Raw genomic sequence first — 17,114 nt, forward strand, 5'->3', positions numbered from 1 at the left:
ATGCCCCGGTATCCCGACGGGCATCAGTGAAGTGTCTGACTTGACGGGGCGTCCTGGTCCGGCTGATCGGAGCCATCTTCCCCTTCATCGGCCGAAGATTCGAACTTGATCTCCGCCTGTATGTTTTTTTCAATTTCCCGTCCGATCTCTTCCAGGTCCCGCACTTCCGACAAGGGCGGCAACTGGTCCAGCCCCTGCAGGTTGAAGTAGTCCAGGAATTGGCGCGTCGTCGCGTACATGGCGGGCCTGCCGGGCACATCCCGATGACCGACCACCCTGACCCACTCGCGCTCCAGCAGGGTTCGCACGATATTACTGCTGACGGTCACCCCGCGAATATCTTCGATTTCACCCCGGGTAATCGGCTGGCGATACGCAATCAACGCCAGAGTTTCCAACAAGGCCCGCGAGTAACGCTGCGGCTTTTCTTCAAACAACCGCCCGACCCAGGGAGCAAATTCTTCGCGCACCTGAAACCGATAGCCGCTGGCCACCTTTTTCAACTCAAACCCACGACCTTCGCAGGCGCTCTCCAGCAACACCAGAACATGCTCCATAACCTGCCGGGCAGGCCGCTCATCCTCCGGGAACAGTTCCCTCAACTGGTCAAATGACAGCGGTCTTCCCGCTGCCAACAGCGCGGCCTCGATAATCGCCTGGATTTTCTTCAGGTTCTCTTCGCTCATGACACCCGTGCTTTTACTTAACTGGCCGCTCTGGCCCTGACATGAATGGGACCAAGGACTTCCCCCTGGACAACCTCTATCAGCTGTTCCTTCACTAACTCCAGGGTCGCGAGGAATGACACCACCACCCCCAATCGTCCCTCTTCGGGCGTAAACAGGCTTTCAAAGTTCACAAAACGATCATCCTGCAGCACCGAGAGGATCGCAGACATACGCTCTCGCGTGGACAGTTTTTCACGCTCAACATGGTGACTGGTGAACAGATCCGCCCGCTTGAGGACGCCCTGCAGGGCAAACAACAGCTCCTTCAGGTCCACATCAGGATGTGGCTGGCTGGAAGGCAGCTTCGGCAAGGCTGCGGAACCGGCAAAGGTATCCCGCTCCATCCGTGGCAGTTCATCAATGTCTTCCGCAGCCTGCTTGAAACGCTCGTATTGCTGCAGTCGCCGGATCAGTTCAGCACGGGGGTCAACCTCTTCCTCGTCGTCACTTTCCTGCCTGGGCAGCAACATGCGGGATTTGATCTCCGCCAGAGTCGCTGCCATCACCAGATATTCCGCAGCCAGCTCAAACCGCATGGCCTCGACGGCGCCAATGTAGTCCATGTACTGGCGGGTGATTTCGCTGACATCGATATTCAGGATATCCATGTTCTGGCGGCGGATCAGGTACAGCAACAGATCCAGGGGACCCTCGAAGGCCTCCAGGAACACCGCCAGCGCATCGGGAGGAATGTAAAGATCCCGCGGCAGGTCCACCACCGGCTTTCCGGACACCAGAGCCAGAGGCGCCTGCTCGGGAGCGGGTGATGCAGTGTCATCTCCCGCCTCGGGCTGCGATGTGCTCACAGTGTCATCGGTCATACTTTCTCCGGTATCCGGCAGATGATGGCGTGCACTCCGTCGTTAACGGTAGTTCAGGCCCATGGCGCTGCGAACCTCTTCCAGGGTGCCCCTGGCAGCATCCCGGGCCTGCTCGCACCCTTCCTCGATAATCGAGTGTACAAGGTCGGGATTCCCTTCATACTCACGGGCACGCTCATGAAGCGGACGCTGCTCCTCAATGATGGCGTCGATCAGGGGCTTCTTGCAGTCCAGGCAGCCAATCCCGGCGCTGCGGCAACCGGTCTGCACCCATTCCTGGGTTTCCGCATCGGAATAGATCTTATGCATCCCCCACACCGGGCACTTCTCCGGTTCGCCCGGATCGGTCCGGCGTACGCGCTGGGGATCGGTTTGCATGGTGCGAATCTTCTGGGCGACCGAGTCCTGATCTTCCCGCAAACCGATGTAGTTGTTGTACGACTTGGACATCTTCTGTCCGTCCAGCCCCGGCATTTTCGATTCCGGAGTCAACAGTGGCTGGGGCTCCGGCAGAATCACCTTGCCGCCGCCCTCGATGTAACCGTACAGACGCTCACGGTCGCCGAGGGATATATTCTGCTGCTCTTTCAGCAACGCCCTGGCGGTCTCCAGGGCTTCCAGATCGCCCTCTTCCTGATACCGCTTCTTCAGATTGCGATACAGTTTGGCGTTTTTCTTGCCCATCTTCACGATGGCGCCCTCGGCCTGTTCTTCAAAACCGGGCTCACGACCATAGATGTGATTGAAGCGACGGGCGATTTCCCGGGTAATCTCCACATGGGATACCTGATCGGCTCCGACCGGAACCTTGCCGGCACGGTACATCAGGATATCCGCACTTTGCAGCAGCGGGTAACCCAGGAAACCGTAGGTGGCCAGGTCCTTCTCCCGCAGCTTTTCCTGCTGGTCCTTATAGGTGGGGATGCGCTCCAGCCACCCCAGCGGAGTAATCATGGACAGCAGCAGATGCAGCTCAGCGTGCTCCGGCACCCGGGACTGAATAAACATGGTGGAAGAGCCGGGGTTCACACCCGCTGCCAGCCAGTCGATGACCATGTCCCAGACGCTCTGCTCGACGCCCGAGGTGTCTTCGTAGTCGGTGGTTAACGCATGCCAGTCAGCGACAAAGAAGAAGCACTCATACTCATGCTGGAGTTTCACCCAGTTTTTCAGAACACCATGGTAGTGGCCAAGGTGAAGTTTGCCGGTCGGACGCATCCCGGACAAAACCCGTTGCTGGGAATCTACAGAACTCAAAGCATGAACTCCTTCTGGTGGTTTTAGACCAGCCCATCTTAGTGCAGGCTGACCGGGCATTATAGTCTTATGTGACGCCGGCGTTAAGAAGCCTTTGAAAAACCGGCGCCAGGCCATCATCACAGAACGAAAAAGCCCCCGGCGCCTTGCGGCAGACCCGGGGGCTTTTATAACTGGCGGTAAAGATTTACCAGCCAGTTGCTTCCTTCAGTGCCTTGCCGATTTCGGCCAGGCTGCGCACGGTTTTGACACCGGCGTCATTCAGGGCGGCAAACTTCTCGTCTGCGGTGCCCTTGCCGCCGGAGATAATCGCACCGGCATGGCCCATACGCTTACCAGGAGGCGCAGTCACACCGGCGATGTAGGAAACCACCGGCTTGGTGACGTTTTCCTTGATGAACGCCGCCGCTTCTTCTTCAGCGGTACCGCCGATTTCACCAATCATAACGATGGCTTCGGTCTGCGGATCTTCCTGCAGCAACTTCAGGATATCGATGAAGTTGGAGCCCGGAATCGGGTCACCACCGATACCGATACAGGTGGACTGACCGTAGCCGAAGTCAGTGGTCTGCTTGACCGCTTCGTAAGTCAGGGTACCTGAACGGGATACAATACCCACCTTGCCCGGCTTGTGGATATGACCTGGCATGATGCCGATCTTGCACTCGCCCGGCGTAATCACGCCCGGACAGTTCGGACCGATCATGCGTACACCCTTGCGATCCACGTACTCTTTGGCGTAGAGCATGTCGATGGTCGGGATACCCTCGGTGATGCACACAATCAGCTGAATACCAGCATCTGCGGCTTCAATGATGGCGTCCTTACAGAACGGAGCGGGTACGTAGATCACCGTCGCTTCCGCACCGGTTTTCTCGACCGCTTCACGTACAGTGTTGAACACCGGCAGGCCAAGGTGTTCCGTGCCGCCCTTACCCGGGCTTACGCCACCAACCATCTTGGTGCCGTACTCAATCGCCTGCTCAGAGTGGAAGGTACCCTGTGCGCCGGTAAAGCCCTGGCAGATAACCTTGGTGTCTTTGTTGATCAGGATGCTCATTATTTACCCCCTGCGGCTTTAACGACTTGCTCTGCGGCATCCGCCAGACTGGTGGCGGCAATGATGTTCAGGCCACTCTCAGCGAGTACCTTGGTGCCGACTTCGGCGTTGTTGCCTTCAAGACGAACGACCACGGGAACCTTAACGCCCACTTCCTTAACCGCACCGATGATGCCCTCTGCGATCATGTCGCAGCGAACGATACCACCGAAGATGTTAACCAGAACCGCCTGTACATTGTCATCGGACAGGATGATCTTGAACGCCTCGGAAACGCGCTCTTTGGTCGCGCCGCCGCCTACGTCCAGGAAGTTGGCAGGCTGGCCACCGGACAGCTTGATGATGTCCATGGTACCCATGGCCAGACCAGCGCCGTTAACCATGCAGCCGATGTTGCCTTCCAGCGCGACGTAGTTGAGTTCCCACTTGGCCGCTTCCGCTTCCCGGGAATCTTCCTGGGAGGGATCGTGCATCTCATGGATTTTCTTCTGACGGTACAGCGCGTTGCCATCAACGCCGATCTTGGCGTCCAGGCAGTGCAGGTCACCAGCCGGAGTGATCACCAGCGGGTTGATTTCCAGCAGCGCCAGGTCACGGTCTTCAAACAGTTTGGCCAGGCCCAGGAAAATCTTGGTGAACTGACCGATCTGCTTGCCTTCCAGGCCCAGTTTGAAAGCCAGCTCGCGGCCCTGGTAAGGCTGTGCACCGACCAGCGGATCAACTTCCGCTTTCAGGATTTTTTCCGGAGTTTCTTCGGCAACCTGCTCGATCTCAACACCACCTTCGGTGGAGGCCATGAACACGATCCGACGGGTACCACGGTCTACCACGGCGCCCAGATACAGTTCCTGATCGATATCAGTGAGGGATTCAACCAGAATCTTGCTGACCGGCTGACCGTTTTCGTCGGTCTGGTAGGTCACCAGGTTCTTGCCCAGCCAATGCTCAGCGAACTCGCGAATCTCGTCTTTGCTCTTGACCAGCTTTACACCGCCGGCCTTACCACGGCCACCAGCGTGAACCTGTGCCTTGACGACCCATGCGTCTCCGCCGATTTCACCGGCTGCGTCCACTGCTTCTTTCGGAGTATCGCAGGCAATGCCCTTGGATACTGGCAGGCCATATTCAGCGAACAGCTGCTTGCCCTGATATTCATGCAAATTCATAGTTAATGTCCCGCTTTTTGATGGAGGATAACCACGTACGGAGTTGAACCCGCCGGATCCTGTCGGATTTAGGCCATAAATCCGACAACAATCTGGTGCGAATTCGGTTAGGCGTGCCGGGGATCACCTCAGCACACCACTGACGCAGTCGGAAACCTGCCGTTTTATGGCAGCGGGGCGCCCTCTTTGGCGCCCCTGTTCCCTGCTCTGCGTTACTTCTTTTTGCGACGGTTGGCGATGTGAATCGCGCCGCCATCGACAGCCAGGGCTGCCTCATGCACTGACTCGGACAGAGTCGGGTGCGCAAAACAGGTCAGGGCCAGATCTTCTGCACTGGAGCCGAACTCCATGGCAATCACGCCCTGCGCCACGATCTCGGATGCCTGCGGTCCAACCACGTGGAAACCGAGGATGCGGTCGGTCTTTTCATCGGCAATGATCTTCACCAGACCGGACGCTGCGTTGGCTGCCATGGCTCGACCGTTGGCCGCAAATGGGAAAGTACCCACCTTATAAGCCTCGCCTTCTGCCTTCAGCTCTTCCTCGGACTTGCCAACCCAGGCCACTTCCGGCGCTGTATAGATGACGTTTGGAATGCACTCGTAGTTGACCTGCGGTTTATGGCCAGCAATTCGCTCGGCAACCATGACACCCTCTTCGGATGCTTTGTGTGCCAGCATCGGACCGCGAACCACATCACCAATCGCCCAGACACCCGGCGCTTCGGTCTTGCAGTTATCGTCCACAAAGATGAAACCGCGCTCATCCATCTGTACGCCGGAATCCTCGGCCAGAAGATTGTCGGTGTAAGGACGACGGCCTACAGCCACGATCAGCTTGTCGAATTTCTTCTCTTGCTTGCCGTTCGAATCTTCATAGGTCACGTTAACCAGCTTGCGCTTGACTTCAGCACCGGTCATACGCGCGCCCATGACAATATCCAGTCCCTGTTTCTTGAACTGCTTCTGCGCGTCCTTGGCAACCTGCTGATCAACCACCGGCAGGAACGTATCCTGGGCTTCGATCACCGTCACTTCCGATCCCAGACGGGACCACACACTGCCCAGCTCAAGGCCGATAACGCCGGCACCAATAACGCCAAGACGCTTGGGCACTTCGGTAAACTCCAGTGCACCTTCGGAATCCACAATGTAATCACCGTCAAACGGTGCCGGTGGAATCTCAATCGGCTTGGAACCGGTCGCCAGGATGACGTTGTCCGCCTCGTAAGTGGTGGCCTTGCCATCCTTGTCGGTAACTTCAACCTGACGATTGGCCAGCAACTTGCCGTGACCATGAATAGAGGTTACGCCGTTAGCCTTGAACAGACCGGCGATCCCGCCGGTCAGCTGCTTCACGATACCGCTCTTGCGCTCCATCATCTTCGCGATGTCGATTTTGACATCCTTGGCGATGATGCCCTGGGTTTCGTAATCGTGGCTGGCTTCCTCAAACTTGTGGGAAATCTCCAGCAGGGCCTTGGAAGGAATACAGCCCACGTTCAGGCAGGTGCCACCAAGCACTTGCGCTTTGCCGTCTTCAGAGGTCCAGGATTCCACACACGCAGTCTTCAGACCGAGCTGGGCGGCTTTGATAGCAGCTACGTAACCACCAGGGCCTGCACCAATGACAATGACGTCGTACTTATCAGACATATTTGATCCCGTTTTCCAATTCGTTAAGTGTCAGCTCAGACGTCCAGCAGAATACGCGCCGGATCCTCAAGCATTTCCTTGATAGCCACCAGGAACTGCACCGCTTCCTTGCCATCAATCATGCGATGGTCATAGGACAGCGCCAGGTACATCATGGGCTGGATTTCAACTTTGCCATTGACCGCCATCGGGCGTTCCTGGATTTTGTGCATGCCCAGAATCGCAGTTTGCGGCGGATTCAGGATCGGCGTGGAAATCAGCGAGCCGAAAATGCCGCCGTTGGTGATGGTGAAGGTACCGCCGGTCATTTCTTCAATACCCAGCTTACCGTCCTTGGCCTTGGTGCCGTACTCGACGATTTTCTTTTCGATATCCGCCAGGCCCAGGGCGTCAACGTCACGAACCACCGGCACCACCAGACCACGGTCGGTGGAAACAGCCACACCGATGTCCTGGTAACCGTGATACACCATGTCATTGCCATCAATGGAGGCATTCACGGCCGGGAAACGCTTCAAAGCCTCAGTAGCAGCCTTGGTAAAGAAAGACATGAAGCCAAGCTTGATGCCATGACGCTTCACGAAGCTGTCCTGATACTGCTTGCGCAGCTCCATGATCGGCGCCATGTTCACTTCGTTGAACGTGGTGAGCATGGCGGCATTCTGCTGCGCACTGACCAGGCGCTTGGCGATGCTGGCCCGGAGGCGCGTCATCGGTACGCGTTTCTCCGCGCGCTCGCCGCTTGCCAGTTCAACCTTGGGCATGTCGCCCGCCGGCTTGGCGGTTGAAGCAGGCGCTGAAGACTTGCCGCTATCTACATGATTCTGGACATCTTCTTTGGTTACGCGGCCGTCTTTACCGGTGCCCTTGACGGCATTCGGATCGACGTCGTTCTCTTCGGCCAGCTTACGGGCTGCCGGGCTGAGAATGGCATCGCCGGATGCAGCCTGGCTCTTGGACTCTTCCTTGGGAGCCTCTTCCTTCTTGCTTTCCGCCGGCTTGGATTCACCAGCGGCGCCTTCCTTGAACTTACCGATGACTTCGCCGCTTTCCACGGTGTCGCCTTCGCCTTTGACAATCTCTTCAATCGCGCCGTCAGCCGGTGCAACCACTTCCAGAACGACCTTGTCGGTTTCGATATCGACAATCAGTTCATCGCGGGAACAGGCTTCACCCGGCTGCTTGTGCCAGGTCGCGACGGTGCCCTCTGCGACCGACTCTGGGAAAACGGGGGCTTTAATCTCAGTTGACATCTCGGATCCTTAGTTCGGTAGCTCGTCAGATTTCAAACGCGTCGTTAACCAGTTTCTTCTGCTCTTCAATGTGCACGGACATGTGTCCACACGCAGGAGCAGCAGAAGCATCACGACCGGCATACTCCAGATACAGCTTCGGGTTCTTGCGGTGCAGTGCATTACGCATATGGTGCTGACTGCAGTACCAGGCGCCCTGGTTCATCGGCTCTTCCTGACACCAAACCACGTTTTTGAGCTTGGGATACAGGGCCAGAACCTCGTCCAGGTCATCACCCGGGAAGGGATACAGCTGCTCGATACGAACAATCGCAACATCTTCCCGCTCGTCCGCCTTCTTGCGCTCCAGCAGGTCAAAATAAACCTTGCCGCTGCACAGAATCAGGCGGGTGATCTTCTTCGGATCAGACGGCTCTTTCTCTTGCAGCACGGTCTGGAACGTTCCGGAGGTCAGGTCGTCCAGATCGGAAGTGGCCTCCTTGTGACGCAACAGACTCTTCGGAGTAATCGCTACCAGCGGCTTGCGTAGCGGACGCTTCACCTGACGGCGAAGCATATGGAAAACCTGGGAAGGTGTGGTCGGCACGCATACCTGAATGTTGTGCTCTGCACACAGCTGCAGGAAGCGCTCCAGACGCGCGGAACTGTGCTCCGGCCCCTGCCCTTCATAACCGTGCGGCAACAGCAGCGTCAGACCGCAGAGCCGCCCCCACTTGTGCTCCCCACTGGTGAGGAACTGGTCGATAACCACCTGGGCGCCGTTGGCAAAATCACCAAACTGGGCTTCCCAGACGACCAGACCACTGGGAGCCGTCGTGGAATAGCCGTATTCGAACGCCATCACGGCTTCTTCAGACAGCAGTGAGTCGTAGATTTCAAATTGCGGCTGATTTTCCGACAGGTGCTCCAGAGCAGTATAGGTAGACCCATCTTTCTGGTTATGCAGGACCGCATGGCGGTGGGAGAAAGTGCCACGACCCACGTCCTGACCGGTGATCCGGATCGGATGGCCTTCCTCCAGCAATGTGGCATAGGCCATGACTTCGCCGTAGCCCCAGTTAATGGGCAACGCACCGGCAGTCATCTTCTCACGGTCGGAAACAATCTTGGAAACCTGACGCTGAATACTGAACCCTTCCGGCACCTGGGTCAGCTTCTTGCCCAGCGACTGGATAGCCTTGAGCGAAACGCTGGACTTACACTTGGCTGTCCACTCGTGGCCAAGGTAGGGCGTCCAGTCAACGTAGAGCTCTTTGTTCGGTTCCTTGACCAGAGACTTGACCACATGGTCGCCCTTATCCAGAGCGTCCCGGTAGTCGAGATCTATTTCCTTGGCTTCGTCCTCAGAAATCACGCCATCGGCAATCAGCAAATCGGCATAAAGCCCACGGGTGGTCTTCAGCTTGCGAATCTTTTCATACATGAGCGGTTGGGTAGCGGCCGGCTCATCCGCCTCGTTGTGCCCACGGCGACGGTAGCAGACCAGATCGATGACCACATCACGCTTGAACTCGTTGCGGTAATCCATCGCCATCTGGGTAACGAACATGACCGCTTCCGGATCATCCGCGTTTACGTGCAGAATCGGCGCCTGGACCATCTTGGCCACGTCGGTACAGTACTCGGTCGAGCGGGCGTCTTCCTGTTTGCTGGTGGTGAAGCCGACCTGGTTGTTGATGACGATGTGAATCGTACCGCCAATACCATAGCCCCGGGTCTGGGACATCTGGAAGGTTTCCATCACCACGCCCTGGCCGGCAAAGGCCGCATCACCGTGCATGATGATCGGCACAACCTGGGTGCCGTCATTGTCATCACGACGGGTCTGGCGTGCGCGAACCGACCCCTCAACAACCGGAGCAACGATCTCCAGGTGGGACGGGTTGAATGCCATCGCCAGGTGAACTTCGCCACCGGGCGTCATCACGTTGGACGAGAAGCCCTGGTGGTATTTCACGTCACCCGAGCCGGAATCAGCCAGTTTCTTGCCTTCGAACTCGTCGAAAAGTTCTTTCGGGTTCTTGCCGAGGGTATTCACCAGGACATTCAGACGGCCACGGTGAGCCATCCCGAGAACAATCTCTTTGGCGCCATAGGAACCGGCACGCTGGATCAACTCGTCAAGACAGGGAATCAGGCTTTCAGCGCCTTCGAGGCCGAAACGCTTGACGCCGGGGTAACGGGATCCCAGATATTTTTCCAGGCCTTCCGCGGCTGACAAGCGCTCAAGAATATGTTTACGGGTTTTCGCTTCGTACTGTGGCCGTGAACGCACCGGCTCCATGCGCTGTTGAAACCAACGCTTGATGCGGGTGTCGACTACGTGCATGTACTCGGCACCGATGCTTTCGCAATAAGTCTGGCGAAGGCCGCTGATAATATCGCCGAGCTTCATGGTTTCGGAACCAAAGCTCAGTGACCCGGTCTGGAATTCCAGGTCATTATCCGCTTCCGACAGTTCGTGGAAGGATGGATCAAGATCTTCTACCGTGGGACGCTGCCATACGCCAAGCGGATCCAGCTTCGATTCCTGGTGACCACGGAATCGAAAGGCATTGATCAACTGCAGAACACGGATCTGTTTCCTGTCAGCGTCAGAAGTTGCACTGGCAGGAACGCCGTTGCTGGCAAGGAAACGCTGATTACGGGAGATGTGTTCAAACTGTTCGCGAATGGAAGAGTGGACAATATCACGGCCTTTGTAGCCGTCGACGCTGGGTAGCTTGTCGAAGTAGTTACGCCACTCTTCGGGAACGGCATTGGGGTCTGTCAGGTAGGTTTCAAAAAGCTGTTCAACATAGGCCAGATTTCCACCCTGCAAGTGGGAAGTCTGCCATAACTGCTCCATTATGCTTTCGTGCATTTTGAATAGCTCACCTTGGGCTGGTGCGGGGGAGCTCAGTATGGTCGGCCAGGGGTAAATCTCAGTCAATACGGGTTTTTACGGGATCGACTTTGGCCACCACACCCAGCAAGGATGTTTTCCGTTCCCCGGTGGTTTTGTACTCAGCGAAACCGCGAGACAACCTTATAAGTTCCCGTCACGGCTCGCCGTAGTGTGCATCCTGTTAAGACTTTTGACTATAAGCCTTTGGTTGAAGGCCCCGCGCCGTTGCAGGGCCTTCCGGATGCTAACTGATCAGAACAGTATAGCGTTTGTTTTATTTTCTGCTTTTAAGTCGCCCGTTGAAGCAGAAGATTCCGGATATGGCCGATTGCCCTTGTGGGGTTCAGACCTTTCGGACAAACGCTGACACAGTTCATGATGCCCCGGCAGCGGAAAACGCTGAACGGATCATCCAGATTGGCAAGACGCTCTGCCTGGGCAGTATCACGACTGTCCGCCAGGAAGCGGTAGGCCTGCAGCAGACCAGCCGGACCAACAAACTTGTCCGGGTTCCACCAGAACGACGGGCAGGCAGTGGAGCAGCAGGCACAGAGAATGCACTCGTACAGGCCGTCCAGCTTCTCCCGATCCTCGGGAGACTGCAGACGCTCAATGGCAGGTGCCGGCTGGTCGTTCACAAGGTACGGCATGACTTTTTCGTACTGCTTGTAGAACAGACTCATGTCCACCACCAGATCCCGGATAACCGGAAGCCCCGGCAGCGGGCGAAGAACAAGCTTGTTGTTCTTCAGCACCTGGGACATGGGCGTGATGCACGCCAGACCATTCTTGCCATTCATGTTCATGCCGTCAGAGCCGCAAACACCCTCGCGACAGGAACGACGATAAGCGACAGACGGATCCTTTTCCTTCAGCAGGTTCAGGACATCCAGAACCATCAGGTCCTTGCCTTCCGGAAGCTCCAGCTCCACGTCCTGCATGTAGGGCGCGTTGTCCGTTTCCGGGTTATAACGGTAAAGGCTTACCAACATTTTGTGCGTCCCCCTTAGTAAGTCCGGATCTTCGGCTGGAAGGTGTCGACGGTCTTCGGTGCGAAGTTCACGTCACGCTTGCCAACACGCTTCTCGAGCGGGAAGTACACAGAGTGCTTCAGCCAGTTCTCGTCATCACGCTCGGTGAAGTCGTTGCGGGCATGGGCACCTCGGCTCTCCTTACGCTCAAAGGCAGAGATGGCCGTCGCCAGGGCAACTTCGTACAGGTTGTCCAGCTCCAGCGCTTCAATCCGCGCAGTGTTAAACGCGTTGCTGGTATCAGCCAGCTTGGTCTTGCGAACACGCTCACCAATGGCCTCGAGCTTCTTCAGGCCCTCTTCCATACTGCTACCGTCACGGAATACACCGAAATACAGCTGCATGCAGTTCTGCAGGTCCTTGCGAACCTCGGCAACACTCTCACCCTCGGAGGCACCGTTCAGGCGGTCAAGGCGAGCCATGGCGCGCTTGATGTCATCCTCGCTGGCGCCATCAACTTCAAAGCCACCACGCAGCTGCTCTTCAATGTGCAGACCCGCCGCACGACCAAAGACCACCAGATCCAGCAGGGAGTTACCACCCAGACGGTTGGCGCCATGCACGGATACACAGGCCGCCTCACCGCAGGCAAACAGACCGGGAATCGGCTTGTCTTTGCCATTCTCGTCCTGGGTCAGGGCCTGACCGCCGACGTTGGTCGGAATACCACCCATCATGTAGTGACAGGTCGGAACAACCGGAATCGGCTCTTTAACCGGATCCACGTGGGCGAAGGTGCGGGACAACTCACAGATACCTGGCAGACGCAGGTTCAGGGTCTCTTCACCCAGGTGATCCAGCTTCAGCAGCACGTGATCCTTGTCGGGACCACAACCACGGCCTTCGAGGATTTCGATAACCATGGAGCGGGCGACAACATCACGGCCGGCCAGGTCCTTCGCGTTCGGGGCGTAACGCTCCATGAAACGCTCACCCTCGGCATTGATCAGGTAACCGCCCTCACCCCGGCAACCTTCCGTCACCAGCGTACCGGCACCGTGGATGCCCGTTGGGTGGAACTGCCACATTTCCATGTCCTGCACCGGGTAGCCAGCGCGCAACGCCATGCCAATACCGTCGCCGGTGTTGATCAGGGCGTTGGTGGTGGATGCATAGATACGACCGGCACCGCCAGTGGCAAGAACCGTTGCCTTACACTTGATGTAGGCCACTTCACCGGTTTCGATTTCAATGGCAACAACACCAACGACTTCGTCTTTGCTGTTCTTGACCAGATCAACCGCGTACCACTCGTTAAGGAACGTGGTGCCGCCTTTCAGGTTGGCCTGATAAAGGGTGTGCAGCAGAGCATGACCGGTACGGTCGGCAGCGGCACAGGTACGGGCAGCCTGACCACCCTTGCCATAATCCTTGGACTGACCACCGAACGGACGCTGGTAGATACGCCCCTGCTCGGTCCGGGAGAAAGGCAGGCCCATGTGCTCAAGCTCGAACACTGCCTGGGGGCCGACAGAACACATATACTCGATGGCATCCTGGTCACCGATGTAATCAGACCCCTTAACGGTGTCGTACATATGCCAGCGCCAGTCATCATTGGGATCCGCGCTTGCGATGGCACAGGTGATCCCGCCCTGGGCGGATACCGTGTGGGAACGGGTCGGAAATACTTTTGTGATACACGCAGTGTTGACGCCTGACTCAGTCAGCTGCAGGGCGGCTCGCATACCGGCACCGCCACCACCGATAACAATCGCGTCGTAAGACATGGTCTTGATATTAGCCATTGATTAAAGCCCCCAAAGAATCTGAATGCCCCAGACCACATAGACGAACATGACCAGACCACACGCAGCCTGAACCAGGAAACGCGGTGCCATGGCCTTGATGTAATCCGTAGTGACCGTCCAGAGCCCTACCCAGGCGTGAGCGCCAAGAGACAGAAGCGCCAGCAGGGTGAAGATGCGGAACCAGGTCTGCCCGAACAATGCCGACCAGGTCTCGTAGTTCACGTCGCTGAACACCATGAAGCCCAGCAGGAACAGTGTGTAGAGTGCCAGAACATAGGCAGTGACACGCTGAATCAGCCAATCAAAAACACCGCTACGACCAAGATTCGTTACGCTATTTACGCTGCCCATACCCAAACTCCAGCCAGAACAATGAGAATAACGGAAACCACAATGGTGATTTTCGCGGCGAGGCGGCCACTTTCGAGTTCTTCACCAATACCCATATCCATCAACAGGTGTTTGATACCTGCCACCAGGTGGTAAAGCAGAGCAGACAAAATGCCCCAGATGATCAGCTTTGCAAGGAAGCTGTTCAGCAATTCACTAACGCGACTGAAGCCCTCTTCCCCGGACAGGGAAAGCTGAAGCCCGTAAAGCAGGAACGCAACACCAACAAAAATGATGATGCCGCTGATACGATGCAATATGGACGTAATGGCTGGCAGCGGAAAATGAAACTTGCCGAGATCGAGATTAACTGGTCGTTTGCTATTCACAGCGCTCTCACACTCTCTCTTGGTTCCACAATCGGTCGAAGCGACCGGTGCGGATAGTTGGTATGTAAGGATCGGTGTGCTGATACGAAACCGGCACACGATTGGCTCAGGAGGGAGAATACACCATGCCCGCCCGACGCTACCGACATTGGAAGGCGCCCAGACAAAGTCTATCCCCGATTCCGGGCTACGGATTATAAGGAGTACCCCTATTAATTACAAACGCGCAACTCGCCCAAGCGCCTGTAATCAGCGGCCTTGCACCGGCCACAAGAATTATTGACAAAATTAATTTTGCTCTGAAAACAGCCTTATTCGTGAATTCCCTCATTTACACGGAATGTCAAATAATGGTTTTTCCAGCCTCTTCCATTGACAAAAAAAGCCAACGCCCTATATTTTGCCGCCAGTTTTGCGATAATACGCGCCTTCTAGCGCATCCAAATACTGAAAAGCTGTCAAAGCTGATATATAGGAGAGCACCATGACCGACAGGAAAGCCACGCTCTCGGTGGGTGACAAGTCCATTGAGCTACCGGTTTACTCAGGCACCGTCGGCCCCGACGTTATCGACGTACGGAGTCTGGTCCAGGAAGGCGTATTTACCTACGATCCGGGTTTTGTATCCACAGCAGCCTGCGAATCCAAGATTACCTACATTGATGGCGCAAACGGCGTTCTGCTTCACCGCGGCTACCCCATCGAACAACTGGCGGAAAATTCCGACTACCTGGAAGTCTGCTACCTCCTGCTGAACGGCGAACTGCCGACCGCAGAAGAAAACAGGAAATTCCACGACACCATCAAAAACCACACCATGCTGCACGACCAGATGCGCAATTTCTTCCAGGGCTTCCGCCGGGATGCGCATCCGATGGCGATCATGTGTGGCGTCGTGGGTGCCCTGTCTGCGTTCTATCACGACCAGATGGATGTCACTGACGTCCACCAGCGTGAGATCACTGCGCACCGCCTGATCGCCAAAATGCCGACGATCGCCGCCTGGTGCTACAAGTACAGCATCGGCCAGCCGTTCATGTACCCGCGCAACGACCTCTCCTATTCCGAGAACTTCCTGCAGATGATGTTTGGCGTGCCCTGCGAAGAGTACAAGCCGAACCCGATCCTGGCGAAAGCCATGGACAAGATCTTCATCCTGCACGCCGATCACGAGCAGAACGCGTCAACCTCTACCGTGCGTCTGGCCGGCTCCACCGGTGCCAACCCGTACGCCTGTATCGCTTCCGGCATTGCGGCCCTCTGGGGCCCGGCTCACGGCGGCGCCAACGAGGCTGTTCTGGATATGCTCGCCGAAATCGGTGACGAGAAAAACATCGAGAAGTTCATCGCCAAGGCCAAGGATAAGGACGACCCGTTCCGCCTGATGGGCTTCGGCCACCGGGTCTACAAAAACTTCGACCCGCGCGCCAAGGTGATGGCAGAAACAGCTCACGAAGTACTGACCGAGCTCGGCCTGGAAAACGATCCGCTGCTGAAAATCGCCCAGCGCCTGGAAAAGATCGCACTGGAAGACGAGTACTTCGTCAAGCGCAAGCTGTACCCGAACGTGGACTTCTACTCCGGCCTGATCCTGAAGGCTATCGGTATCCCGACCTCCATGTTCACGGTGATCTTTGCCATGTCACGCACCATCGGCTGGTTCTCCCACTGGAACGAAATGGTGTCCGGCGATTACCGCATTGGTCGCCCTCGCCAGCTGTATACCGGCCCCGAAAGCCGCGATTACGACAAAAAGTAATCACCCGGGAAACCGGAACCCCGAAAAGGCCGCTGACTCAGCGGCCTTTTTTTGTGTGTGGGTATGGGGCCTGTGATAAGTTAACCGGAACAGAACAACGTTCAGGAGAGGATGAATGACCACCACAGCCGTCTTTATCGGACTGGGCGTCATGGGCTACCCCATGGCAGGCCATCTGGCAAACGCCGGATATAACGTCAGGGTCTGGAACCGGACCTTTTCCAAGGCTGAAGCCTGGGCAAGGGACTATTCAGGAACCGCCTGCCAGTCCATTGCCGAAGCCGTCCAGAATGCCGACATCGTGCTGACATGCGTGGGGGCGGATAAGGATCTGGACGCAATCTATGAGGGCAACGAGGGCATTATTTCAAATGCCCCCGAAGGCGCCATCCTAGTGGACCACACCACCGCATCCGCGGGCATCGCAGAACAGCTCGCACAATCAGCGAAAGCAAAGCATCAGGGTTTTATCGATGCGCCGGTGTCCGGCGGTCAGCAAGGTGCGGAGAACGGTCAGCTAACCATCATGTGTGGTGGCGAACCGGAGATCTTCGAACGGGCAAAGCCCGTTCTGGAACAGTATTCCAAGGCCCTTAACCTGATGGGGCCGGCTGGCAGCGGACAGAAAACAAAGATGGTCAACCAGATTGCCATTGCGGGACTAGTACAAGGCCTTTCTGAGGCCCTGCATTTCGCTGAGCAGGCCGAGCTTGATGTACGCAAGGTAGTGGATGTGATTTCCAAGGGGGCGGCCCAATCCTGGCAGATGGACAACCGCTCCGGCACCATGATCGACGGCAAGTTCGACTACGGCTTTGCCGTTGACTGGATGCGCAAGGATCTGGGGATGTGTCTTGAAGAGGCCCGCCAGAACGGTGCCAAGCTGCCTGTAACGGCCTTGGTGGACCAGTTCTATGGGGATGTCCAGGATATGGGAGGGCGCCGCTGGGATACCTCCTCGCTGATTCAGCGTTTACGGAAGTTGCGGTAGGGGCGACCCCCTCTCTCCAAGCGGGAGAGGGGGTAA

The 17,114-nt window shown here is 56.7% G+C and carries 14 protein-coding genes; 2 read left to right on the plus strand and 12 right to left on the minus strand.

Annotated elements, in window-relative coordinates; translation table 11 throughout:
- Nucleotides 1-23 precede the first annotated feature (23 nt).
- From scpB to sdhC, 12 genes are all read right to left on the minus strand, one after another.
- Complete coding sequence (scpB, locus tag ACJO3M_RS07340; protein ID WP_407000723.1) at nt 24-686, minus strand: SMC-Scp complex subunit ScpB; 663 nt, start codon at nt 684-686, stop codon at nt 24-26.
- Between the two features lie 17 nt (nt 687-703).
- The gene (locus ACJO3M_RS07345) at nt 704-1,549 is read right to left on the minus strand and encodes a segregation and condensation protein A (protein WP_407000724.1); all 846 of its coding nucleotides are present in this window, start codon (nt 1,547-1,549) and stop codon (nt 704-706) included.
- Between the two features lie 42 nt (nt 1,550-1,591).
- The gene (locus tag ACJO3M_RS07350) at nt 1,592-2,806 is read right to left on the minus strand and encodes a tryptophan--tRNA ligase (protein WP_407000725.1); all 1,215 of its coding nucleotides are present in this window, start codon (nt 2,804-2,806) and stop codon (nt 1,592-1,594) included.
- 187 nt (nt 2,807-2,993) lie between these two features.
- Nucleotides 2,994-3,866 carry a succinate--CoA ligase subunit alpha gene (gene sucD / locus ACJO3M_RS07355; protein ID WP_219478033.1) on the minus strand — a complete coding sequence of 291 codons (873 nt, stop codon included), beginning with the start codon at nt 3,864-3,866 and terminating at the stop codon, nt 2,994-2,996.
- Nucleotides 3,866-5,032: an ADP-forming succinate--CoA ligase subunit beta gene (gene sucC, locus ACJO3M_RS07360; RefSeq protein ID WP_407000726.1), complete on the minus strand. Its 1,167-nt coding sequence runs from the start codon at nt 5,030-5,032 to the stop codon at nt 3,866-3,868. The genes sucD and sucC overlap by 1 nt, the downstream gene beginning before the upstream one ends.
- Before the next feature lie 212 nt (nt 5,033-5,244).
- A complete protein-coding gene (lpdA, locus tag ACJO3M_RS07365) occupies nt 5,245-6,687 on the minus strand; it encodes a dihydrolipoyl dehydrogenase (protein WP_407000727.1) in 1,443 nt (480 codons plus the stop codon).
- Nucleotides 6,688-6,722: 35 nt separating this feature from the next.
- Nucleotides 6,723-7,940: a 2-oxoglutarate dehydrogenase complex dihydrolipoyllysine-residue succinyltransferase gene (gene odhB / locus ACJO3M_RS07370; RefSeq protein ID WP_407000728.1), complete on the minus strand. Its 1,218-nt coding sequence runs from the start codon at nt 7,938-7,940 to the stop codon at nt 6,723-6,725.
- A gap of 25 nt (nt 7,941-7,965) precedes the next feature.
- Complete coding sequence (locus ACJO3M_RS07375) at nt 7,966-10,803, minus strand: 2-oxoglutarate dehydrogenase E1 component (RefSeq protein ID WP_407000729.1); 2,838 nt, start codon at nt 10,801-10,803, stop codon at nt 7,966-7,968.
- Nucleotides 10,804-11,114: 311 nt separating this feature from the next.
- Nucleotides 11,115-11,819 carry a succinate dehydrogenase iron-sulfur subunit gene (locus ACJO3M_RS07380; protein WP_406984277.1) on the minus strand — a complete coding sequence of 235 codons (705 nt, stop codon included), beginning with the start codon at nt 11,817-11,819 and terminating at the stop codon, nt 11,115-11,117.
- 14 nt (nt 11,820-11,833) lie between these two features.
- A complete protein-coding gene (gene sdhA / locus ACJO3M_RS07385) occupies nt 11,834-13,606 on the minus strand; it encodes a succinate dehydrogenase flavoprotein subunit (protein WP_407000730.1) in 1,773 nt (590 codons plus the stop codon).
- Between the two features lie 3 nt (nt 13,607-13,609).
- On the minus strand, nt 13,610-13,960 hold the full coding sequence (sdhD, locus tag ACJO3M_RS07390) for a succinate dehydrogenase, hydrophobic membrane anchor protein (protein ID WP_406984275.1): 351 nt from the start codon (nt 13,958-13,960) through the stop codon (nt 13,610-13,612).
- On the minus strand, nt 13,948-14,328 hold the full coding sequence (sdhC, locus tag ACJO3M_RS07395) for a succinate dehydrogenase, cytochrome b556 subunit (RefSeq protein ID WP_407000731.1): 381 nt from the start codon (nt 14,326-14,328) through the stop codon (nt 13,948-13,950). Before sdhC ends, sdhD begins: the two co-directional genes overlap by 13 nt.
- Before the next feature lie 484 nt (nt 14,329-14,812).
- Here sdhC and gltA point away from each other — a divergent pair, with 484 nt between their 5' ends.
- Both gltA and ACJO3M_RS07405 read left to right on the plus strand, forming a co-directional pair.
- Nucleotides 14,813-16,087 carry a citrate synthase gene (gene gltA / locus ACJO3M_RS07400; protein ID WP_407000732.1) on the plus strand — a complete coding sequence of 425 codons (1,275 nt, stop codon included), beginning with the start codon at nt 14,813-14,815 and terminating at the stop codon, nt 16,085-16,087.
- A gap of 115 nt (nt 16,088-16,202) precedes the next feature.
- The gene (locus tag ACJO3M_RS07405) at nt 16,203-17,078 is read left to right on the plus strand and encodes an NAD(P)-dependent oxidoreductase (protein WP_407000733.1); all 876 of its coding nucleotides are present in this window, start codon (nt 16,203-16,205) and stop codon (nt 17,076-17,078) included.
- Nucleotides 17,079-17,114 lie beyond the last annotated feature (36 nt).

It is taken from the genome of Marinobacter alkalisoli (genome assembly GCF_045449795.1).
Classification (GTDB): Bacteria; Pseudomonadota; Gammaproteobacteria; order Pseudomonadales; family Oleiphilaceae; genus Marinobacter.